The sequence below is a fragment of the Candidatus Pelagibacter sp. HIMB1505 genome, assembly GCF_052047915.1.
Classification (GTDB): Bacteria; Pseudomonadota; Alphaproteobacteria; order Pelagibacterales; family Pelagibacteraceae; genus Pelagibacter; species Pelagibacter communis_A.
Genome location: NZ_JBNAIR010000001.1, coordinates 1,067,581 through 1,089,809, shown reverse-complemented (window position 1 = coordinate 1,089,809; position 22,229 = coordinate 1,067,581). Strand labels below are relative to the sequence as shown.

The following is a 22,229-nucleotide window of genomic DNA, read 5'->3' as shown; positions in this document are numbered from 1 at the left end:
TTATTGAGCATCAATAATTTTATAATTTTCAATGACAAGATTTGCTAAAAGTTTTTTACACATTTCTTCTACTTGATCTTTAGCTTTTTTTGGATCTGTTTCTTTTGTATCTATTTCAAAGTATTTACCTTGCCTAACTTCATTAATGTTATTAAATCCAATACCATTTAAAGTTTGCTGGATAACTTTTCCTTGTGGATCAAGTACATCCTTTTTAAGTGTGATGATTACTGAAATTTTCATTTACGTTTTTTTTTGACTGAAGACAATTTTGTGACATTTACTGCTGAAACGTTAGACTGTTCATGAAGTATACCAAGTCTTTTGGCCACTTCAGTGTATGCTGGAATTAGATCACCTAAATCTTTTCTAAACCTATCCTTATCAAGTTTTTTGTCAGTAATACTATCCCACAATCTGCATGTGTCAGGGCTTATTTCATCAGCCAAAATTACTTCTGATTTTCCATTAAATTTATATCTTCCAAATTCTAGTTTAAAATCAATTAGTTTAATACCAACACCTCTAAACATACCAATCATAAAGTCATTAATTCTTAAAATCATTTTTTTTACTTTTTCTATTTCTTTCTTTGTAGCCCAATCAAAAGCATAGACATGTTCCTCAGCTATTAATGGATCTCCAAGTTTGTCATCTTTTAAGCAATATTCAATTAGAGGTTCTTTTAAAACTGTTCCATCTTCAATTCCAAGTCTTTTTGTAATAGAACCTGTTGCAACGTTTCTTACAATAAATTCAATAGGAATTATCTCTACTAACTTTATAATCTGTTCCCTCATATTAAGTCTTTTAACTAAATGATTTTTAATTCCTATTTGAGATAAGTTTGAAAGAATATGTTCTGAAATTCTATTGTTTAAAACACCTTTTCCTTCAATAGTGCTTTTTTTTTGATTGTTAAAAGCAGTTGCATCGTCTTTAAAATACTGAATAACTAAATTTTTATCAGTTGTAGCATAAATAATTTTTGCTTTTCCTTCGTAAAGTTTTTTACCTTTTTTCATTATTCAAATACTCTTTTAAAAATTAAATTAACGTTTTTGAAATGTTTATTGTAGCTAAAAATTTCTTTTAATTTTTTTATAGTAATTTTGCTCATGATAAATTTATCATTTAATACTACATCAAATAAATTTAAGTTTTCAGCAAAACATTTTTTTGAGTATGTTTGTACCATTTTGTAAGATTTTTCTCTGCTTAGACCAGATTTGGTAAGTTCTAGCATTAATTCTTGTGAAAAGATTAATCCTTTAGTTAAATTTAAATTTTCTAACATTTTTTTTGGGTACACAACCATATTATTAAGAATGTTTGTTAATCTTACTAATGCAAAATCAATTGTAATATTTGCATCTGGACCAATGTTTCTCTCAACACTTGAATGTGAAATATCTCTTTCATGCCATAGGGCAATATTTTCTAAGGCAGGCACAACAGCACTTCTAACCATTCTTGCTAGTCCAGTTAAATTCTCACTTAAAATTGGATTTTTTTTGTGTGGCATTGCCGATGAACCTTTTTGATTTTTTGAAAAAAATTCTTGTAATTCATATACTTCAGTTCTTTGTAGATGCCTGATCTCAATTGCAACTCTTTCAATTGAACCTGCGATAATTCCTAAAATAGAAAAATAAAATGCATGCCTGTCTCTTGGAATAACTTGTGTTGATATAGGTTCTACTTTTAATCCTAATTTTTTTGCAACATGTTTTTCAACATTTGGGTTAATATTTGCAAACGTTCCAACAGCACCTGAAATGGCACAGGTAGAAACTTCATTTATAGCATCAACAAGTCTTTTACGGTTCCTTTTAAATTCTTCGTAAAACGAAGCCAATTTTAATCCAAATGTTATAGGTTCAGCATGAATACCGTGACTTCTTCCCATACAAGGAGTTAGTTTGTATTTTTTAGCCTGCCTTTTTAAAACTTTTAAGATTTGATCTATATCTTTAAGAATTATCATACCAGATTGGACCATTTGAATATTAAAACTTGTATCTAGAACATCTGAAGAGGTCATTCCTTGATGTAAATATCTTGCTTTAATACCAGCTTTTTCTGTTACAGAAGTTAGAAAAGCTATAACGTCGTGTTTTACCTTGGCTTCAATTTGATGAATTCTTTTTACATTTATTCGAGTTTTTTTTCTTACTATTGAGGCTACACCTTTAGGAATTTGATTTAGTTTCTCCATTGCTTCAGCCGCAGCAACTTCAACATCTAACCAAATTTGATATTTATTTTCTTCTGACCAAATGTCAGTGAGTTCTTTTCGAGAATATCTTTTTATCATTAATTATAAATATGGAGGCTTTAAAAAACCTTTAGCAGATTCTGTGAATATTTCATAACCATTTTCAGTAATTCCCAGTGTATGCTCAAATTGTGCTGATAAAGATTTATCCTTTGTAACTGCTGTCCATCCATCATTTAACATTTTTATTGGAAATTTTCCTGCATTAATCATTGGCTCGATTGTAAAAGTCATGCCTGGTCTCAATTCCATTCCATTATTTTTATTACCATAGTGAAGTATATTTGGTGGCTCGTGAAATGTTGTGCTTATACCATGACCACAAAAATCTCTAACAACTGAAAAACCTTTTTCTTCAACAAATGATTGTATTTCATAACCAATATCTCCAAGTCTTATTCCAGGTTTTAAAATCTTTATTGCATTCATCATGGATTCATATGTTACATCAATTAGATTATTCAATTTCACAGAAGTATTACCTATAGAAAACATTCTACTTGTATCTCCATAATGTTCATCCACAATGGCTGTTACATCTACATTAATTGCATCACCATCTCTTAAAATTCTATCAGAAGGAATTCCATGACAAACAACATGATTTAAAGATGTGCATAAAGATTTTGTAAACCCTCTATAATAAAGTGGAGCAGAATATCCACCATGGTCTCTTATAAATTCATACCCAAGTTTATCAATATAATCAGTTGAGATACCTTCCTTAATATGAGTGGTAAGCATATCCAAAGTTTGTGCTGCTAACTTTCCAGCAACTCTCATTTTTTCAAATTTTTCTATATAATCAGTCATCAATAATTTTTAGTTTTTTATCTATATAAATTTTTTTTGCATTTATGCTACATCCATAAGCAAGGAAATTAACACCAGCTTTTTTAGCTAGCAAATAATTATTATGATAATTGATATCAATGTCTTTAGCTATTTTAAACTCTTTCATGTTTTGAATTTGAACTAAAAATAACAAATAAGCCTTAAATCCTTTTTTTATAGCATCTATTAGTGTTAATAAATGTTTTGAACCACGTTCAGTTACAGCATCAGGAAATTCAGCAGTTTTTTTATCTCTAAAAAGAGTAACATTTTTAACCTCTAGAAAACTTTTTTGTTTATTTTTTTCTATAAGAAAATCAAATCTAGTTTCTTTATTAAAAAAAACTTCTGGCTTAATTAAGTTACTATCTTTAATTTCTTCTATAAGGTTTTTTTTTAAAGCATGGTGAGCTATTTTATTTGCATTATGAGTATTAACACCAACAAGGTTTTTTCTTGTTTTTATAATTTCTAATCCATATTTTAGTTTTCTTTTTGGATCATTGTTGGGAAGCAAGTAAACTTCATTACCTTCATCTAATAAGCCTTGCATTGAACCAGTATTTGGACAATGTGCAGTAACAATTTCCTTATTTATTTTTATGTCTGCAAAAAAACGTTTATATCGTTTGATTAGTTTTCCTTTTATTAGAGGCTTGGAAAATTTCATCCATAGATTATACATTTTATGTGAATAAAAACATAAAAGTTAATGCCGCAATTTTAATTATTGGCAATGAAATTCTTTCGGGCAGAACTCAAGATACCAACACTTCGACAATAGCTATATGGCTAAACTCTATTGGTGTAAAAGTTGGTGAAGTAAGAGTGATACCTGATATTGAAAAAACAATTATAGATACAATAAACTTTTTAAGAAAAAATTATGATTATGTTTTTACAACAGGTGGAATAGGACCCACACACGATGATATAACCGCACAATCTATTTCCAAAGCATTTGATCTAAAATATGAAATTCATAAAGAGGCGTTCAAAATTTTAGAAGCATATTACAAGTCAGGTGAATTTAATGAAGGTAGACAAAAAATGACCTGGATGCCAATGAATGCTAATTTAATTTTAAATCCTACAAGTGGCGCCCCAGGTTTTAATGTTGAAAATGTTTTTTGCTTACCAGGAGTTCCATCAATTTTAAAATCTATGTTGGGAGGATTAAAAAATAAAATTGTTGGTGGGGAACCAATAAAAAGTCTTACAATAAGTTTAAGAACAGTTGAAAGTGAAATAGCGGAGTCGTTAACAAAAGTTCAAGATAATAATAATGAAGTGGAGATTGGCAGCTATCCTTTTTTTCAAGCAGGTAAATTAGGAGTTTCAATTGTATTAAGATCTGAAGATCAATCTAAAATTGATCAATGTAATTTGCAAATTTTAAAATTTGTTAAAGAAAAAAAAATAGAAATTGTTGAAAGATAAATGCTTTATTTTGCATATGGGAGCAACCTTAATCATTTTCAAATGAAAAGAAGATGCAAAGATAGTATATTTTTAAAGAAGATAAATTTAAAGAACTTTAAATTAACATTTAGAAGTAAATATAGAGCTGCTGATATTGAATATAAAAAAGGTTCATTAGTACCAGGTGGTATGTTTGAAATTTCAAAGAGTGATGAAAAAAAACTTGATGTCTATGAGGATTATCCAATCTTATATAAAAAATATTATTTTACTTATCACAAAAAACTAATCATGACTTATACTATGGTTAAAAAAACTTCTTTCATGTATCCAACTGAAAGATATTTAAATGTAGTCAAAAGAGGATATAAGGATTGCAATCTAGAGGAAAAATATCTAAAAAAAGCTTTAATGCCCTCGTGGTGAAATTGGTAGACACAAAGGACTTAAAATCCTTGCCGCTTGCGGAGTGCCAGTTCGAGTCTGGCCGAGGGCACCACTAAATGAATAAAATTCAAATAATTTCTGATAAAAACAAAAAATCTATAAAGATTAAAAATATATTATTAAAAAAATTTAAAACTAATCATTTCAAAAAAGAAAACCTTATAATTGTTATTGGTGGAGATGGTTTTATGCTTCAAACACTTAAAAAGCATAAAAATTCAAATAAGCAGTTTTATGGAATTAATTCCGGAAGCTATGGTTTTCTAATGAATAAGTACTCATCAAAGGATATTATTAAAAATTTATCCAAAGCAAATCTAGTTTCAATTTCACCATTAGAAATGATTGTTAAAAATAAAAATAATTATATTAAAAGATCCATCGCAATAAATGAAGTTTCTGTGCTTAGACAAAGTAGACAGACCGCCTCATTATCAATCAAACAAGGTTCAAGACAAATAATAAAAAAATTAATTTCTGATGGTGTATTGGTATCAACACCTGCTGGAAGTACAGCTTATAATTTGTCAGTTAATGGACCTATACTTAGTCTTCACTCAAAAAAATTATCAATATCTCCAATAAGTGCTTTTAGACCTAGAAGATGGAAGGGTAAAATTGTTAACGATAAAACTAAAATTGTTATAAAAAATTTAAATCCAATAAAAAGACCAATAAGTGCAGTGGCAGATAATTTAGAAGTAAGAAATGCAAAATCAATCACTGTTGAAACTAATGGTAAAATTAAGTTTAATCTTCTTTATGATAAAAACAGAAGTTTACAAAAAAAAATTAAAATTGAACAAATTAGAAAAGAAACAAAAATAAGATAAATGATAAAAAAGATAATTAAAAATTTTTTAAACTTTTTTGATTATAAAATCATCAAAAAAGATAGCTGGAGTCAGAAAGTTGAAAATTTAATAGTGGAAGCTTCTGCTGAAGAAATAAATTTATATAATAAATTAGATGAAATATCTTTAACTTCAATTCCAAATAAATGGTGTCTTACCCAAGGACTTAAGCATATTAATAATAATAATATTGAGGGAGATATAGTTGAAACAGGTGTTTTTAAAGGAGCCAACTTAGTTATAATAAACGATTTTATTAATGAATTAAATATAAACAAACAAGTATATGCTTATGATACATATGAAGGTCAGCCCGAACCTACAAAATTTGATTTTGATTTATCAGGCAAGAGTATGTTGAAAAAATATGAAGAATATAAAAAACAAAATGAGATTCCTGTATTCTCTTCATTAGACAAAGTAAAAAATAATTTAAAAAAATTTAGTAAATTTAATTTTGATAAAATTAAATTTATAAAAGGTAAAGTAGAAGATACTTTAATGGATGATTTAAATATTCCAAAAAAAATTTCCTTATTGAGATTAGATACAGACTTTTATGAGTCTATAAAAATAAGTTTGGAAATTTTATATCCCAAAGTTGAAAGTGGTGGTGTAATAATAATTGATGATTACGGTCATTTTAAAGGTGCAAAACTTGCAGTAGATGATTATTTTAAAAATCAAACTAATATTTGGATGCATAGAGTAGATTATACTTGTAGGTTAATTATCAAACCCTAAATAAATTTTTATATATATTATAATGAATAAAATAAATATGTTTTGCATAACTTACCTTGACAAAAAAAAAGATAATAAATTTTACAATGATTATGTAAATTTTCTTGATAGTTTAGAATTAGAGATAGTAGGAGCCGGTGGTAAAGATATTAATTATCCAGATCACTGGCAAAATGACTCAACTGGTGAAAATATTTCTAATAAAAACACTAATTATGCGGCTTTAACTGTTTTTTACTGGATATGGAAAAATAAAATTAATCATTTAAATGATGATGACTGGATAGGTCTTTGTCACTATCGAAGATTTTGGCTAAAGTCAAATCACGAGCAATATATCAATGAGGATAATTTAAAACAAAATTTGTTAAGGGACGTTTTTAATCCTAATCTTGAAGCAATTTTAAATTACCCACAAACTTTTGAAAATATTAAGTTGAGCAAAATAATTAAAAAAGGCTATAAATTTCTTTATAAAAACCCATCACCAATATTTTTTAAAAAAAAGAGAACTGTAAAATTTCATTTTGATTTATTTCATATAAATAATGGTTTAGATAAATCGATTTCATTACTTGAAACTAAAGAACAATCTGATTTTTACAATTATATTACAACTAAAACTGAAATTTATCCTAACAATATATTTATTATAAAAAAAAAATATTTTGTTAAATTATGTGTTTCAACTTTTGAATGGATTGAAAAATGTAATGAAATATTTGATATAAAAAAACTTAAAGGTTATGGTGAAACTCGTATTTTTGACTTTTTAGCAGAAAGATATTATTCATATTGGATAAGTAAATATTGTAACTTTACCTGTCAGCCACATATTTTTTTTGATTTAAGAAAAAAAAACTCAAATATTTTACAAGTACGTACTTAATTTTTTAATGTTTACATTAATTATTCCATAATGCTTATAGATTGGATCATCTACGGGTTTGCTTGATAAACTAATATATTTTATTCCATTCACTCTAGCTAAATTTTCATAAATTCTATTTGTATTTTTGCTCTTTAATTCAATAATTTTAGTATATTTATTACACCAAATTAAATTAGCTAACCCTGCACCATGAAGACCTATCACTATTTGAGCATCATTAAAAAGTTTAATTTGTTCTTCTATGGATAATTCTGATAGTTTAACTGAAAAAAATTTTTTTTTTTTTAAAAAATGTATTAATTCTTTCTCATTCTTTATTCCTCTATATTTATTCAAGTTAGATTCAGAATCTGATCTATCAATATAAACTTTTTTAGGAAAATTCTTTTTTGATTTGTGTTTTAAAAAATTACTTTTTAACCACATGCTTATCCACCTTGGTAAATTTTCTATATCTTTATGTACATTGTTAATAATCCATGGGTGTGTTGTTGATATTATATTTTTAGCTTTTATATGTCTGTAATTAATACTAGATATACATTTATGAGTTTTTATACCTAGTAGCTCCAATGTTCTTAGCTGCCACTTATTAACATCAGGACATAAGAAAAAGTTTATATTTTGCAATTTGTAAAATTTTTTCATTAAAGCTATTCTAGGTAATACATCAAACAACCAATGAAAATAATTATTATTACCACCTCCTCCAGTTAATAAACTCATCACGTTGCCATTTAATTTTTTTTGAATTCTCGGTGTTCCTATGTCTAGAACAATATTTTTCTTAATATTTCTATCAAGGTCATTTTTTCTTAATTGAAAAGACGGCTCATTCAAAATAGTATTTTTATATATGATCGCTGTATCTTGAATTCTATCTGTATATAAACGAGAGTTTTTACATTTAAAAATATTATAAGTAAATTTTTTTTTGTTACTTGATATAATTACTCTTTTTTTTTCAAAATATTCTTTATTTTTTTTCTCGTTAACTTTTACTTTTCCATATATTAAATAAAAAATATTGTGAAAAATTTTTTTAGAAATTTTTTTTAAAATCATTGATTTAAATAAGTAATTTTAACACATAAAAAATAATAAATGAATAGATGTATGAATATTTTAGATAAAGTTGATTATATTGAGTGATGGTGCCCCCGCACGGATTCGAACCGCGGACCTATTGATTACAAATCAATTGCTCTACCAGCTGAGCTACAAGGGCTTAAGTGATAATTATTAACTATTTTGAATTTAATCAACTATTTTTTTAAATAACTCAAATGATGAAAAACAATGGCAGCACTATTTGATATATTTAAGCTTTCAATTTTTTTATTAATATCAATCTTTACTAAGAAATCTGCATATTTAGATGTGTGCTCATGCATTCCTGATCCTTCTGAACCAAATAATAGAATATTATTACCTTTCCATTCAATATCAGTGAAAACTTTATCTCCTTTTCCATCAAAACCATAAACCCAAAAATTTTTATTTTTTAAATTTTTTAAAGTAGAATTGATATTGGATACTTCAAATATATTAACATATTCCATAGCGCCACTTGCAGCTTTGTACATTAGTTTGCTTTCATGGGGAAAATGTCTCTCTTTAATAATTATTCCATCAATATCAAACGAAGCAGCACTTCGAATTAATGAACCAATATTTCTAGGATCTGTTACTCCATCTAAACAAACAAAAGTAATATTCTTTTGCTCTTTGATAAAGTCTTTCAAGATTAGTTTTTCTAGATGCTCTATCTCAGCAACGTATCCTTGATGAAGTAAATTTTCTTTTGTTGAATATTTGTCTAATTCTTTTTTTGTTTTAAAATAAACTTTTACATCATCTAAAAGATTTTTTTTTGGACTTTTTCTATGAATATTTTTTTTACTTTCCTCCGTTAAAAATACTCTTAAAACTTTTCTTTTTGGGTTTTTAAGAGCCTCAATAACTGCATGTTGGCCTACAATAAAAAATGACGATTTATTCATAAATTTTGATAAGTTTTATACGTTTTTTACTATATTTTCTTAATAATTCTCGTATTGCATTTGCACAAATAAAATATATAAAACGCGTGTTGTTTGAAGCTTTATTGAACAAGGGGACACTTCCCCAAATGAGGAGGGGTTCCAGAGCGGTCAAATGGGGCGGGCTGTAAACCCGTTGACTTCGGTCTTCGAAAGTTCGAATCTTTCCCCCTCCACCATTCAATAAATCTTCAGGTAATACTGGAGTGTTACTCTTGGGGTTGTGCGGGTGTAGTTCAATGGTAGAACGCTAGCCTTCCAAGCTGGATGTAAGGGTTCGATTCCCTTTACCCGCTCCAAGAAAAAATTATAAATAAAAAATAAAACTGAGGTAATAAAGTAATGTCAAAAGAAAAATTTGTAAGAAATAAACCGCATTGTAACATTGGTACAATTGGTCATGTCGACCATGGTAAAACAACTCTAACAGCAGCGATCACTAAAGTTTTAGCAGAAGCAAGTGGTGGAAAATCAGTTGCTTACGATGAAATTGATAAAGCTCCAGAGGAAAAAGAAAGAGGAATTACAATTTCAACTGCTCACGTTGAGTATGAAACAGAAAAAAGACATTACGCTCACGTAGATTGTCCAGGTCACGCTGACTACGTTAAAAATATGATCACAGGTGCAGCTCAAATGGATGGTGCAATTCTTGTTGTTAACGCTGCAGACGGTCCTATGCCTCAAACTAGAGAACACATTCTTTTAGCAAGACAAGTTGGTGTTCCAGCAATTGTTGTTTACTTAAATAAAGTAGATCAAGTTGATGATAAAGAAATGATTGAACTTGTTGAGGAAGAAATTAAAGAATTATTAACTTCATACAAATTCCCAGGAGACAAAACTCCAATTGCAAAAGGCTCAGCTCTTGCTGCAGTAGAGGGAAGAGATGATGAGATTGGAAAAAATTCAATCTTGGAATTAATGAAAAATGTTGATGAACATATTCCACAACCAGACAGACCAAAAGATAAAGATTTCTTGATGCCAGTTGAGGACGTGTTCTCTATCTCAGGTAGAGGAACTGTTGCAACAGGAAGAGTAGAATCTGGTGTTCTTAAAACTGGTGATGAAATTGAAATCGTTGGTATTAAAGAGACAAAAAAATCAGTTTGTACTGGAGTTGAAATGTTTAGAAAACTATTAGACTCAGGTGAAGCTGGCGATAACGTAGGTGTTTTACTTAGAGGTATTGAGAGAACTGATATTGAAAGAGGACAAGTTCTTTGTAAGCCTGGCTCAATAACACCACACACTAAATTTGAAGCTCAAGCGTATGTGCTTAAGAAAGAAGAGGGTGGAAGACACACTCCTTTCTTTACTAAGTATAGACCTCAATTTTATTTCAGAACAACTGACGTAACAGGTGAAGTAGAGTTACCAGCTGGAACTGAAATGGTTATGCCTGGTGATGACGCTAAATTTACAGTTAAACTTATCACTCCAATTGCGATGGCAGAAAAATTAAACTTTGCAATTAGAGAAGGCGGAAGAACTGTAGGAGCTGGAGTAGTAACTAAAATTATAGAGTAAGCTCTATATAGGAGTGTAGCTCAATTGGTAGAGCGCCGGTCTCCAAAACCGGAGGCTGAGGGTTCGAGTCCCTCCGCTCCTGCCAAAAGAGTTGATTAAATATGAAAAACCCTATTAAATTTATTCAAGAAGTTAAACAAGAGGCTTTTAAAGTCTCTTGGCCAACTGGAAAGGAAACATTGCAAGGTGCATTAATGGTATTTGCCATGGCTGTTGTAATGTCTTTATTTTTCTTACTTCTTGATCAAGTTTTAAAATTTTTCTTAGAATTATTACTGAAGGTAAGTATTTAATGAAAAATTGGTACATTGTTCAATCACACTCAAGTTTTGAGAATAAAGTGGCTGGATTAATAAGAGAAGAGGCAGAAAAAGCAAAAATCTCAGACAAATTTGAGGAAATAGTTGTTCCGACGCATGATGTAACTGAGGTGAAACGTGGAAAAAGAACACAAAGAAAAAAAAAGTATTTTCCTGGTTATGTTTTAATTAAAAGTGAGATGGACAACAGCATTTACCACATGATTAAGAATATAAAGAGAGTGAGTGGATTTTTAGGGACTAAAGGCATACCTGTACCAGTATCCGATAAAGAAATTGAGAAGATTTTAGGTCAAATAAAAGATGGTGTGGCTCAGCCAAAATCTGGTATAGAGTACAGCGTTGGTGAAAAAGTTCAGGTAGTTGACGGGCCTTTTGCATCTTTCAGCGGTTTAGTTGAAGAAATAGATGAAGAAAAGTCTAGACTTAAGGTTTCAGTTTCTATATTTGGACGTCCAACACCAGTTGAATTAGAATATAATCAAGTGGAGAAAACAAGTTAATGGCTGCAAAAAAAGAAATTAGTGGATTTATAAAATTACAGATTAATGGTGGTCAAGCTAATCCAGCGCCACCTGTTGGTCCTGCTTTAGGTCAACGTGGTGTTAACATCATGGAATTTTGTAAAGCATTTAATGATAAAACCAAATCAATGGCTGGTAAACCTGTTCCAGTTGAAATTACAGTTTACAAAGATAAGAAATTTGATTTTAAAATTAAATCACCTCCTGCATCTTTTTTTATTAAAGAGGCTGCAAAATTAAAAGGTGGATCAAAAGAACCTGGTAGAAGTATCGTTGCTTCAATAACAAGAAAACAAGTAGAAGAAATTGCAAATCAAAAAATGAAAGATTTAAATGCACTTGATTTAGATCAAGCTGTAAAAATTATTTCTGGTTCTGCAAGATCAATGGGAATAGAGGTTAAAGAGTAATGCCATCAAAAAGATTTAAAAAACTTCCAGAAAAAACATCAGATTTACCATCTGAAGTAATTGAAAAATTAATTCCAGAAGTTAAAAAAAATTGCACAACTAAATTTGATGAATCAATTGATTTGAGTTTTCAAATTAATAACAAACAAAAAAAGAGTGAAGTTAATATAAGAACAGTAGTTAATTTACCAGGTGGAACTGGAAAAAAAGTTAAAGTTGCAGTTGTTTGTGAAGATCCAAAAGCTTCTGAAGCAAAAGATGCAGGAGCTGATATTGTTGGAGGTGATGAGTTTATTGAAAAGATTAAATCTGGTGAAATGAACTTTGAAAAACTAATTTGTACTCCAGCTATGATGATAAAATTATCTAAACTTGGAAAAGTACTTGGTCCAAAAGGATTAATGCCAAATCCAAAACTTGGTTCTGTGACTGAGGATTTAAAAACTGCAATAAGTGATGCAAAATCTGGGCAAGCAGAAATTAGAAATGATAAAGATGGCAATATTGGAGTAAGTATTGGTAAGAAATCTTTTAGTGATGAACAATTAATTAAAAATTATAATGCTGTTCTCGATGCATTAGATAAAGAAAAATCTAATAATACTTTAAAAGGTGATTTAATTAAAAACACTTTTATTACTTCAACAATGGGTGTTTCTTATAAATTAAAACTAGGAAAAGCGATTTAAACTCATGATGAATAAAGAACAAAAAAAAGCTTACATTGCTGATATGACTAATCAGTTTGAGAACAGTAAAGCTGTAATGGTTACTCATTATCAAGGTTTAACTATGCCTCAATTAGATGAACTAAGATCTAAGATGAGAGAGCATGGAATTATTTTTAAAATCACAAAAAATAGAATTACCAAACTCGCATTAGAGAAGACAAAGTGTAAAGATCTATCTGATCTTTTTACTGGTCCAACAGCTGTAGCATTTGGTGAGGACGCTATAATGTCAGCAAGGATTTTAGCTAAATTTGCTAAAGAAAATGAAAATCTAAAACTTATTGGTGGAATTATGGACGATGAAGTTTTAGATCAGGCTGGAGTTCAAAATGTAGCAAATTTACCTACTTTGGATGAAGCTAGAGCAAATATTGTTGGTATTTTAAACGCCCCAGCCTCAAAATTAGTGAGTATTTTGCTTGCACGTTCAGAAAAAATGAGTAGTTTGTCCCCAGAAAATTCAGAAACACAACCTAAAGAGTAGATACTATGCCAGACCTAAATAAAATTATTGAAGACCTTTCAAGTTTGACTGTAGCTGAAGCTGCAGAACTTTCAAAGCAGTTAGAAGAAAAATGGGGTGTAACTCCAATGGCAGCAGCAGCTCCAGCAGCAGCAGCTGGTGGTGAGGCAGCAGCTGATAAAGATGACTTTACAATTATGCTTGTTTCAGCAGGTGATAAAAAAATTAATGTTATTAAAGAAGTAAGAGCAGCAACTTCTCTTGGTCTAAAAGAAGCTAAAGATTTAGTTGAAGGTGCACCTAAAGAAGTTAAATCAGGTGTTCCAAAAAAAGAAGCAGAAGAAATCAAAGCTAAATTAGAAGCTGCTGGCGCAAAAGTAGAATTAAAATAAACAATTAGAAAGAATTCACAAACTGATTAAATTTTTTAATCAGTTTAAAAATATAAATGCAAATATCTTTTACTGAAAAAAAGAATATTCGAAAAAATTTTGGTAAACTTAAAGAAAGTTTATCTATCCCAAATCTAATTGAAGTACAAAAAAATTCTTATGATGAATTAACGGATTTTATTGCAGATGCAGAAATCACAAAAGGTTTTGATAGAGTTTTTAAAAGTATCTTTCCAATCGAAGATTTAAATGACAAAGCAACATTAGAATACGTATCTTATAGACTTGAGAAACCAAAATTTGATGTTGAGGAATGCATTGCTAGAGGTCTAACTTATTCTTCTGCTTTAAAGTGTACTTTAAGATTAGTTGTTTACGAAATAGATCAAGAAAATAATACTAAAGATATTTTATCAGCAAAAGAACAAGAAGTTTACATGGGTGAAGTACCTATGATGACTAATAGTGGTACATTCATAACAAACGGTGTTCAAAGAGTTGTAGTAAACCAAATGCATAGAAGTCCAGGTGTGTTTTTTGATCACGACAAAGGCAAAACTCATGCAAGTGGTAAACTTTTATTTAATTGTAGAGTAATTCCAAATAGAGGTTCTTGGTTGGATTTTGAATATGATGTTAAAGATTTTTTATATTTTAAAATTGATAGAAAGAAAAAAATATTAGCCTCAACATTATTGATGGCTCTAGGTTTTTCCAAATCAGAGATAGCAAATGAATTTTATGATAAAGAGCAATTTACTTTTGATTCAAAAACTCAAAAATGGAAAACAAAATTTAATCCTGAAAATTACAAAGCAAAAAATTTCTCTGAGGAAGTTGTTGATGCAAAAACAGGTAATGTGGTAATCAAGTTAGGTGAAAAAATTAATTATCTAAATGCAAAAAAATTAGCTAATGACGGTCTTAAAGATATTTTAGTTTCGAGAGAGTCTTTATATGGAAAATTTTTACACAAAGATATTAAAGTAAGTGATGAAGAAGAGGGAACATTTAAAATTGGTACAGAGTTAAACGATACTATTATTCAACAGATATTAGACGCAAATATCCATTCTCTGGATATTTCTGTAACCAACTCAATTAATAAAGGCCCTTACCTATTAACAACTCTTTTAAATGATAAAAATAATACAAAAGATGAAGCAATTACCGAAATTTATAAGATGTTAAGACCTGGTGAACCACCTACAATAGAAATTGCTACACAGATATTTAATAATTTATTTTTCAGCTCTGATAGATACGATCTTTCAGATGTGGGTAGGGTTAAAATGAACTCTAGGTTAAATCAAGAATGTTCAGACAAGATAACAATTTTAAGAAATGATGACATAATTGCAATAGTTCATAAAATGCTAGATCTAAGAGATGGCAAAGATGATGTTGATGACATTGATCACTTAGGTAACAGAAGAGTTAGATCTGTAGGAGAATTGGTTGAAAATCAAGCAAGAATAGGTGTTTACAGAATGGAAAGAGCCATTAAAGAAAAAATGACTACTCTTGACGTTGAGTCAGCTATGCCCCAAGATTTGATTAACGCTAAACCTTTAACAGTTTCTTTGAAAGATTTTTTTGCTAGTTCTCAATTATCACAATTCATGGATCAAACAAATCCATTATCAGAAATAACACACAAAAGAAGAGTATCTGCTTTAGGTCCAGGTGGTCTTACAAGAGAAAGAGCAGGCTTTGAAGTTCGAGACGTGCATCCAACACATTATGGAAGAATTTGCCCAATTGAAACTCCTGAGGGACCAAATATTGGATTGATTAATAGTTTATCAACTTATGCAAAAATAAATAAATATGGGTTTATAGAAAGTCCATACAAGAGAGTTAAGGATGGAGTTGTACAAGATAAAGTTGAATATTTATCTGCAATGGAAGAAACTAAATATACCATTGCTCAAGCTAATACAAAAATAGATAAAAACGGTAAAATTATAGAAGAACTTGTGTCATGTAGGCAAAATTTAAACTTCTTGTTATCTAAACCAGAAACAATTGACTATATTGATGTATCACCTAAGCAGCTTGTTTCTGTTGCTGCTTCATTAATTCCATTTTTAGAAAATGATGATGCTAACAGAGCTCTGATGGGCTCTAATATGATGAGACAAGCAGTGCCATTATTAAAACCTGAGTCCCCATTGGTAGGCACAGGAATTGAAAGCGATGTAGCCTTAGACTCTGGTGTAACAATTGTTGCTAAAAGAGATGGTGTAGTTGATAAAATTGATGGTAAGAGGATTGTAGTAAAAGTTACTGAAGAAACTGATTTTACAAAATCAAGTGTAGATATTTACAATCTCCAAAAATTTAAAAGATCAAATCAAAATACATGCATAAACCAAAGACCACTAGTTAGAGTAGGCGATAAAGTTAAATCAGGTGATATAATTGCTGATGGACCATCTACTAGATTAGGTGAATTAGCCTTAGGTAAAAATGTAACTGTAGCATTCATGCCATGGCAAGGATACAATTTTGAGGACTCAATTTTGATATCTGAAAGATGTGTAACCGACGATGTCTTTACTTCAGTTCATATTGTTGAATACGAAATAATGGCAAGAGATACAAAATTAGGCGAAGAAGAAATAACAAGAGATATTCCAAATGTTAATGAAGAAGCTTTAAAAAATTTAGATGAGTCAGGAATTGTTTATATTGGTGCTGAGGTTAATGCTGGAGATATACTAGTCGGAAAAGTTACACCAAAAGGTGACTCTGCATCTGGACCTGAAGAAAAACTATTAAGATCAATTTTTGGTGAAAAAGCTATTGATGTGACAGATACATCTTTGAGAATGTCTAGAGGTAGTAGTGGTACAGTTGTTGATGTTAAAGTTTTCAATAGACATGGAATTGAAAAAGATGAAAGATCAATTACTATTGAAAGAGCTGAAATTGATCAAGTTCAACAAGATAAAATCGTAGAAGAAGAAATATTAGAGAGAAGTATAAAGCAAAGAGCAGCACAAATTTTTTCAGGCGCATCATTAACTAAAAAAATTAAAGATCTAGAAACAGGTACAAAACTTGATTTTGAAAATATTGATAAACTAAGCATTAATGATGTATTTAAAATTACAGTTGGTAATGTGAATGATGAAGCTACACTAGCTCAATTAAAAGATCAGTATAATAAAGCAAAACAGGATATTACTGAAAGATTTGAAGATAAAGTTTTAAAAATTAGAAGTGGTGATGATTTATTACCAAGTGTAATGAAAATGGTTAAAGTTTTTGTTGCAATTAAAAGAAGACTAAGACCTGGTGATAAGATGTCTGGAAGACATGGTAATAAAGGGGTAGTCAGTAAAATTGTTCCAGTTGAAGATATGCCATACAGAGAAGATGGAAGACCAGTTGATATTGTTCTTAATCCACTTGGTGTTCCAAGCCGTATGAATGTTGGTCAGATTCTTGAAACTCATCTAGGTTGGGCATGTAAAGAATTTGGTGAAGAAGTTAAGAAATTAGTTAATGAAAATAATAAAAGAATTGAAAAAACTGAAAAAATATCAAAATTTCTTAAATCTGTTTATGGAGAAGAAATTTTTAATGAAAAAGTTGATAAATTAAACAAAACAGAATTTAGAGATTTATGTGAAAATCTTCAAAATGGTATTGCTATTTCAACTCCAGTTTTTGATGGAGCTAAAGAAAAAGATGTTACCGAAATGCTTGAGTTAGCTAAGTTGCCAGGCTCAGGTCAAACTTATTTATGGGATGGCAGAACAGGTGAGCAATTTGATAGACCTGTGACTGTAGGTATAATTTATATGCTTAAACTTCATCACCTTGTAGAGGACAAGATTCACGCTAGATCAACTGGACCTTATAGTTTGGTTACACAACAGCCACTTGGTGGAAAAGCTCAATTAGGTGGACAAAGATTTGGTGAGATGGAAGTCTGGGCTTTAGAAGCTTATGGAGCCTCTTATACTTTGCAAGAAATTTTAACTGTCAAATCAGATGACGTTGCTGGACGTGTTAAAGTTTATGAAACAATTGTTAAAGGAGAAGAAAACTTTGAATCTGGAATACCAGAATCATTCAACGTTCTAGTAAAAGAAATTAAATCATTAGCATTAAACGTGGAGCTTAATTAATTATGAAAAAAGAATTAACAGATCTTTTTAAAAATACCGAAATTTCAGAGGCTCAAAACTTTAATAGTATAAAGATTTCTTTAGCTAGTCCTGAGAAAATAAAATCATGGACTTATGGTGAAATTAAAAAACCCGAGACAATAAATTATAGAACATTTAGACCTGAAAAAGATGGTTTATTTTGTGCTAGAATTTTTGGCCCTATAAAAGACTATGAATGTTTGTGTGGAAAATACAAACGAATGAAATTTAGAGGAATTATATGTGAAAAATGTGGTGTTGAAGTAACAAAATCTAATGTGAGAAGAGAAAGAATGGGTCACATTAATCTTGCTACGCCCGTTGCACATATTTGGTTTTTAAAATCTCTTCCAAGCAGAATAGCTCTCGCTGTTGATATGAAATTAAAAGAAATTGAAAGAGTTTTATATTTTGAAAATTTTATTGTTATTGAGCCAGGCTTAACAGGCTTACAAAAAAACCAACTTTTAAATGAAGAAGAATTAGCTAAATATCAAGATGAGTTTGGTGAAGAAGCATTTACTGCTGGAATTGGTGCGGAAGCTGTTCTTGAAATGTTAAAAAATCTAGACCTCGAACTAGAGAGAAAAAATTTAGTTAGCTATATTAAAGAGACCAAATCTAAAGTTAACGAAGAAAGAGCAATAAAAAGACTAAAATTAATTGAGTCGTTCATCGAAACAGGTCAGAAACCGGAATGGATGATCATGACAGTTGTCCCTGTTATTCCACCAGAATTAAGACCATTAGTACCTTTAGATGGTGGTAGATTTGCTACATCAGATTTGAACGATCTATATAGAAGAGTAATAAATAGAAATAACCGTTTGAAAAGATTAATGGACCTTAAGGCTCCTGATATAATCGTTAGAAATGAAAAAAGAATGCTTCAAGAATCTGTTGATGCACTATTTGATAATGGAAGACGTGGAAGAGTTATTACAGGAACAGGAAAACGACCATTAAAATCTTTAGCAGAAATGTTAAAAGGTAAACAAGGTAGATTTAGACAAAATTTACTTGGAAAACGAGTTGATTACTCTGGTAGATCAGTAATTGTAGTTGGTCCAGACCTAAAATTACATGAGTGTGGTCTTCCTAAGAAAATGGCTTTGGAGTTATTCAAACCATTTCTTTATGCAAGATTAAATAAACTAGGCTTAGCATCTACGATAAAACAAGCTAAGAAATTGGTAGAGAAAGAAACTAATGCTGTTTGGGATGCATTAGAATTAATAGTTAGAGAGCACCCTGTATTATTAAATAGAGCTCCAACTTTACACAGACTTGGTGTTCAAGCATTTGAACCAAAATTAATTGAAGGAGATGCTATAGAATTACATCCTTTAACTTGCGCTGCATTTAACGCTGACTTTGATGGCGACCAAATGGCAGTACATGTACCACTAAGTTTAGAAGCTCAATTAGAGGCTAGAATTTTGATGCTTTCAACGAATAATATTCTCTCTCCATCAAATGGAAAACCTATCATTGTACCAAGTCAAGATATGATTTTAGGTATTTACTATTTATCTCAAGAGCCTTTAACTGACAAACCAGCTGGTTACTTTGTAGATGCTGATCAAATTGAATTTGCTTTGTCTTCAGGACAAATAAAAGTTCACAGTACTATAATTTCAAGATTTGAAACTGTTGATGAAAATGGAAATAAAAAATTTGAAAAATATACGTCAACAGCTGGAAGATTTTTACTAGCAAACTTATTACCAAAAAACAAAGATATCAAATTTTCTTTAGTTGATAGATTACTTCCTAAGAAAACAGTTTCTGAAATTATAGATATTGTATTTAGATTTTGTGGTCAAAAAACTACCGTCATCTTTTGTGACAAATTAAAAGACTTAGGTTTTAAACACGCATTTAAAGCTGGAATTTCATTTGGTAAAGACGATTTAGTAATACCAGAGAGCAAAACTCAACTAATTGAAGATACTAAGAAATTAATTGCAGATTATGAGACTCAGTATGCAGAAGGTCTAATTACTAGAGGTGAAAAGTACAATAAAGTTGTTGATGCTTGGTCTAAATGTACTGACAGAGTTGCAGGAGAAATGATGAAAGGTATTTCTGCTACAGAAAAAACTCCTGAAGGGTTAAAAATTAATTCTGTATTTATGATGGCTGATAGTGGTGCAAGAGGTTCAGCTGCCCAGATGAAACAGTTAGCTGGAATGAGAGGACTAATTGCAAAACCATCTGGAGAAATTATTGAAAGTCCAATTGTCTCTAACTTTAAAGAGGGATTAACTGCTCTCGAATATTTTAATTCTACTCACGGTGCCAGAAAAGGTTTAGCTGATACTGCATTAAAAACTGCAAGTTCTGGGTATCTAACTAGAAGGCTTTGTGATGTTGCGCAAGATTTAACAATTACAAAAGTAAAATGCGACAAGCCTGGATTTATTGAACTTTCTGAAATATTAGAGGGTGGTAATGTAGTTGTTAGTTTATCTGAAAGAGCATTAGGTAGAGTAACTGCTGCAGATGTGAAGCATCCAATAACTGGCGAAGTTATCATCAAAAAATCTGTAATGATTGATGAAGCTGGATGTGATCAAATTGATGCCGCAGGTATTAAAGCATTAAAAGTATTCTCAGTGATGACATGTAGTTCAAAAGAAGGTGTTTGCGCTACTTGTTATGGTAGAGATTTATCAAGAGGAAAGATGGTTCATGTCGGAGAAGCGATTGGAATGATTTCAGCTCAATCAATTGGTGAACCTGGAACACAATTAACGATGAGAACTTTCCACGTTGGTGGAACTGCATCTGTAAAACAAGAATCTCAAATTGTTACTAAAAATGAAGGAACATTAAAAATTATTAACTCTAATATATTAGAAGACTCTAAGAAAAACCTAATAGTTATGGGTAGAAATACTCAATTATCAATTGAAGATAATAATGGCTTACAAGTTGCAATTTATAAAGTTGCATATGGATCAAAATTATTTTTCAAAAATGGTGATAAAGTAAAAGCAAATACAAAAATTTGTGAATGGGATCCGTACACAACACCAGTTATTGCAGAAAAAAGTGGTGTTGCAAGTTATGTTGATTTAATTGATGGTGTTTCAATTCAAGAAACTACTGATGATGCCACAGGAATTTCATCTAAATCAGTTATTGACTGGAGATCTCAATCAAAAAGTACAGACTTAAAACCTAGAATTACTTTAAGAGATGAAAAAGGTAATGTAATTAAAAAAGCTGATGACAATGAAGCAAGATATTATTTAGTACCAGACTCAATTTTATCAGTTAAAGATGGTCAAAAAGTTTCAGCTGGTGATGTAATTGCTAGACTTCCAAAAGAAACTACGAAAACAAAAGATATTACTGGAGGTTTACCTCGAGTAGCTGAATTATTTGAAGCAAGAAAAGCAAAAGATAGCGCAATAATTGCTGAAAATGATGGACAAGTTGTATTTGGTAAAGAGGTAAGAGGAAAACAAAGAGTTTCAATTGTTCCAGAGGATGGAGCTGAAGCATCTAATTATTTAATACCTAAAGGAAAACATATTAATTTCAACCAAGGTGAAAGAATTAAAAAAGGTGAGTATCTTCTTGATGGTCAACCTCTACCACATGATATTTTAAGAATTATGGGAATTAAAGATTTAACTGAGTATTTTGTTAATCAAGTTCAAGAAGTATATAGGTTACAAGGTGTTATCATCAATGATAAACATATTGAAACTATATTAAGACAAATGTTAAAGAAAATTGAAGTTAAGCATTCAGGAGATTCAACTTACTTACCAGGTGAAATCGTTGACAGAATAAAATTTGATACAAATAACGAAAGACTTAAAGCTGAAGGCAAAACACCAGCAGTTGGTGAAAGAGTTTTAATGGGAATAACAAAAGCATCACTTCAAACAGAGTCATTTATATCAGCGGCTTCTTTCCAAGAAACTACTAGGGTATTGACAGATGCCGCTATCAAAGGAAAAGTTGATCCTTTAAATGGTTTAAAAGAAAATGTGATTGTAGGTAGATTAGTTCCAGCTGGTACAGGTAATATAAAGAATAAATGGAACAAAAAAGCTCTTGAAGATGATAATAAATTTTTATCAGAACAAGATAAGATTGAAGCTGCAGAAACCCCTGTTAATCAATAAAAATAGATCAATTAATTTTTAGTTTTAATTTGACA

General features: G+C 30.1%; 21 protein-coding genes and 5 tRNA genes. 18 read left to right on the top strand and 8 right to left on the bottom strand.

The features are described from left to right. The 5 genes from purS to sfsA are packed head-to-tail and all read right to left on the bottom strand — an operon-like array spanning position 1 to position 3,782. On the bottom strand, positions 1 to 243 hold the full coding sequence (gene purS / locus ACTTAU_RS05825) for a phosphoribosylformylglycinamidine synthase subunit PurS (RefSeq protein ID WP_438303908.1): 243 nt from the start codon (positions 241 to 243) through the stop codon (positions 1 to 3). After that, positions 240 to 1,025 (bottom strand): phosphoribosylaminoimidazolesuccinocarboxamide synthase, encoded by a 786-nt coding sequence (gene purC / locus ACTTAU_RS05820; RefSeq protein ID WP_438303907.1) that lies wholly within the window; start codon positions 1,023 to 1,025, stop codon positions 240 to 242. The genes purS and purC overlap by 4 nt, the downstream gene beginning before the upstream one ends. Continuing rightward, a complete protein-coding gene (gene purB / locus ACTTAU_RS05815; protein ID WP_438303904.1) occupies positions 1,025 to 2,317 on the bottom strand; it encodes an adenylosuccinate lyase in 1,293 nt (430 codons plus the stop codon). Before purB ends, purC begins: the two co-directional genes overlap by 1 nt. Before the next feature lie 3 nt (positions 2,318 to 2,320). Continuing rightward, the gene (map, locus tag ACTTAU_RS05810) at positions 2,321 to 3,091 is read right to left on the bottom strand and encodes a type I methionyl aminopeptidase (protein ID WP_438303903.1); all 771 of its coding nucleotides are present in this window, start codon (positions 3,089 to 3,091) and stop codon (positions 2,321 to 2,323) included. Next, the gene (gene sfsA, locus ACTTAU_RS05805; RefSeq protein WP_438303901.1) at positions 3,084 to 3,782 is read right to left on the bottom strand and encodes a DNA/RNA nuclease SfsA; all 699 of its coding nucleotides are present in this window, start codon (positions 3,780 to 3,782) and stop codon (positions 3,084 to 3,086) included. Before sfsA ends, map begins: the two co-directional genes overlap by 8 nt. 20 nt (positions 3,783 to 3,802) lie before the next feature. Between sfsA and ACTTAU_RS05800 the strand changes: the two genes are divergently transcribed. From ACTTAU_RS05800 to ACTTAU_RS05775, 6 genes are all read left to right on the top strand, one after another. Continuing rightward, the gene (locus ACTTAU_RS05800; protein WP_438303899.1) at positions 3,803 to 4,552 is read left to right on the top strand and encodes a competence/damage-inducible protein A; all 750 of its coding nucleotides are present in this window, start codon (positions 3,803 to 3,805) and stop codon (positions 4,550 to 4,552) included. Beyond that, positions 4,553 to 4,960 carry a gamma-glutamylcyclotransferase family protein gene (locus ACTTAU_RS05795; protein ID WP_438303896.1) on the top strand — a complete coding sequence of 136 codons (408 nt, stop codon included), beginning with the start codon at positions 4,553 to 4,555 and terminating at the stop codon, positions 4,958 to 4,960. Then, positions 4,948 to 5,033 (top strand) — tRNA-Leu (locus tag ACTTAU_RS05790). Before ACTTAU_RS05795 ends, ACTTAU_RS05790 begins: the two co-directional genes overlap by 13 nt. A 4-nt stretch (positions 5,034 to 5,037) precedes the next feature. Further along, positions 5,038 to 5,814, top strand: coding sequence for an NAD kinase (locus ACTTAU_RS05785; RefSeq protein WP_438303894.1), 777 nt, complete (start codon positions 5,038 to 5,040; stop codon positions 5,812 to 5,814). After that, entirely contained in the window at positions 5,815 to 6,579 is a 765-nt protein-coding gene (locus ACTTAU_RS05780) for a TylF/MycF/NovP-related O-methyltransferase (protein ID WP_438303892.1), read from the top strand. Positions 6,580 to 6,601: 22 nt separating this feature from the next. Beyond that, entirely contained in the window at positions 6,602 to 7,468 is an 867-nt protein-coding gene (locus ACTTAU_RS05775) for a DUF4422 domain-containing protein (protein ID WP_438303891.1), read from the top strand. Here the strand turns inward: ACTTAU_RS05775 and ACTTAU_RS05770 are convergent. From ACTTAU_RS05770 to rlmB, 3 genes are all read right to left on the bottom strand, one after another. Then, complete coding sequence (locus ACTTAU_RS05770; protein ID WP_438303888.1) at positions 7,451 to 8,536, bottom strand: glycosyltransferase family 61 protein; 1,086 nt, start codon at positions 8,534 to 8,536, stop codon at positions 7,451 to 7,453. The two genes, ACTTAU_RS05775 and ACTTAU_RS05770, sit on opposite strands and share 18 nt — an antisense overlap. Before the next feature lie 87 nt (positions 8,537 to 8,623). After that, positions 8,624 to 8,699, bottom strand: a tRNA-Thr gene (locus tag ACTTAU_RS05765). Between the two features lie 37 nt (positions 8,700 to 8,736). After that, on the bottom strand, positions 8,737 to 9,474 hold the full coding sequence (gene rlmB / locus ACTTAU_RS05760) for a 23S rRNA (guanosine(2251)-2'-O)-methyltransferase RlmB (protein ID WP_438304805.1): 738 nt from the start codon (positions 9,472 to 9,474) through the stop codon (positions 8,737 to 8,739). Positions 9,475 to 9,606: 132 nt separating this feature from the next. On the opposite strand from rlmB, the gene ACTTAU_RS05755 reads away from it, so the two are divergent. From ACTTAU_RS05755 to rpoC, 12 genes are all read left to right on the top strand, one after another. After that, positions 9,607 to 9,692: transfer RNA gene (locus ACTTAU_RS05755), tRNA-Tyr, on the top strand. A 46-nt stretch (positions 9,693 to 9,738) separates the two neighbouring features. Next, positions 9,739 to 9,812, top strand: a tRNA-Gly gene (locus ACTTAU_RS05750). Between the two features lie 43 nt (positions 9,813 to 9,855). After that, entirely contained in the window at positions 9,856 to 11,046 is a 1,191-nt protein-coding gene (gene tuf, locus ACTTAU_RS05745; RefSeq protein ID WP_085114392.1) for an elongation factor Tu, read from the top strand. Positions 11,047 to 11,055: 9 nt separating this feature from the next. Continuing rightward, positions 11,056 to 11,131: transfer RNA gene (locus ACTTAU_RS05740), tRNA-Trp, on the top strand. A gap of 16 nt (positions 11,132 to 11,147) precedes the next feature. Beyond that, the gene (gene secE / locus ACTTAU_RS05735) at positions 11,148 to 11,339 is read left to right on the top strand and encodes a preprotein translocase subunit SecE (RefSeq protein ID WP_075501425.1); all 192 of its coding nucleotides are present in this window, start codon (positions 11,148 to 11,150) and stop codon (positions 11,337 to 11,339) included. Then, positions 11,339 to 11,869: a transcription termination/antitermination protein NusG gene (nusG, locus tag ACTTAU_RS05730; RefSeq protein WP_085114390.1), complete on the top strand. Its 531-nt coding sequence runs from the start codon at positions 11,339 to 11,341 to the stop codon at positions 11,867 to 11,869. The genes secE and nusG overlap by 1 nt, the downstream gene beginning before the upstream one ends. Next, positions 11,869 to 12,300, top strand: coding sequence for a 50S ribosomal protein L11 (gene rplK, locus ACTTAU_RS05725; protein ID WP_085114389.1), 432 nt, complete (start codon positions 11,869 to 11,871; stop codon positions 12,298 to 12,300). The genes nusG and rplK overlap by 1 nt, the downstream gene beginning before the upstream one ends. Continuing rightward, positions 12,300 to 12,989, top strand: coding sequence for a 50S ribosomal protein L1 (gene rplA, locus ACTTAU_RS05720; RefSeq protein WP_438304808.1), 690 nt, complete (start codon positions 12,300 to 12,302; stop codon positions 12,987 to 12,989). The genes rplK and rplA overlap by 1 nt, the downstream gene beginning before the upstream one ends. A 7-nt stretch (positions 12,990 to 12,996) precedes the next feature. Then, positions 12,997 to 13,515: a 50S ribosomal protein L10 gene (gene rplJ, locus ACTTAU_RS05715; protein WP_438304809.1), complete on the top strand. Its 519-nt coding sequence runs from the start codon at positions 12,997 to 12,999 to the stop codon at positions 13,513 to 13,515. Positions 13,516 to 13,520: 5 nt separating this feature from the next. Continuing rightward, positions 13,521 to 13,886, top strand: a complete 366-nt coding sequence (rplL, locus tag ACTTAU_RS05710) for a 50S ribosomal protein L7/L12 (RefSeq protein ID WP_438304811.1) — start codon at positions 13,521 to 13,523, stop codon at positions 13,884 to 13,886. Between the two features lie 56 nt (positions 13,887 to 13,942). Further along, positions 13,943 to 18,028: a DNA-directed RNA polymerase subunit beta gene (gene rpoB, locus ACTTAU_RS05705; RefSeq protein WP_438304813.1), complete on the top strand. Its 4,086-nt coding sequence runs from the start codon at positions 13,943 to 13,945 to the stop codon at positions 18,026 to 18,028. Between the two features lie 2 nt (positions 18,029 to 18,030). Next, on the top strand, positions 18,031 to 22,194 hold the full coding sequence (gene rpoC / locus ACTTAU_RS05700; protein ID WP_438304814.1) for a DNA-directed RNA polymerase subunit beta': 4,164 nt from the start codon (positions 18,031 to 18,033) through the stop codon (positions 22,192 to 22,194). The last annotated feature ends 35 nt before the right edge of the window (positions 22,195 to 22,229 follow it).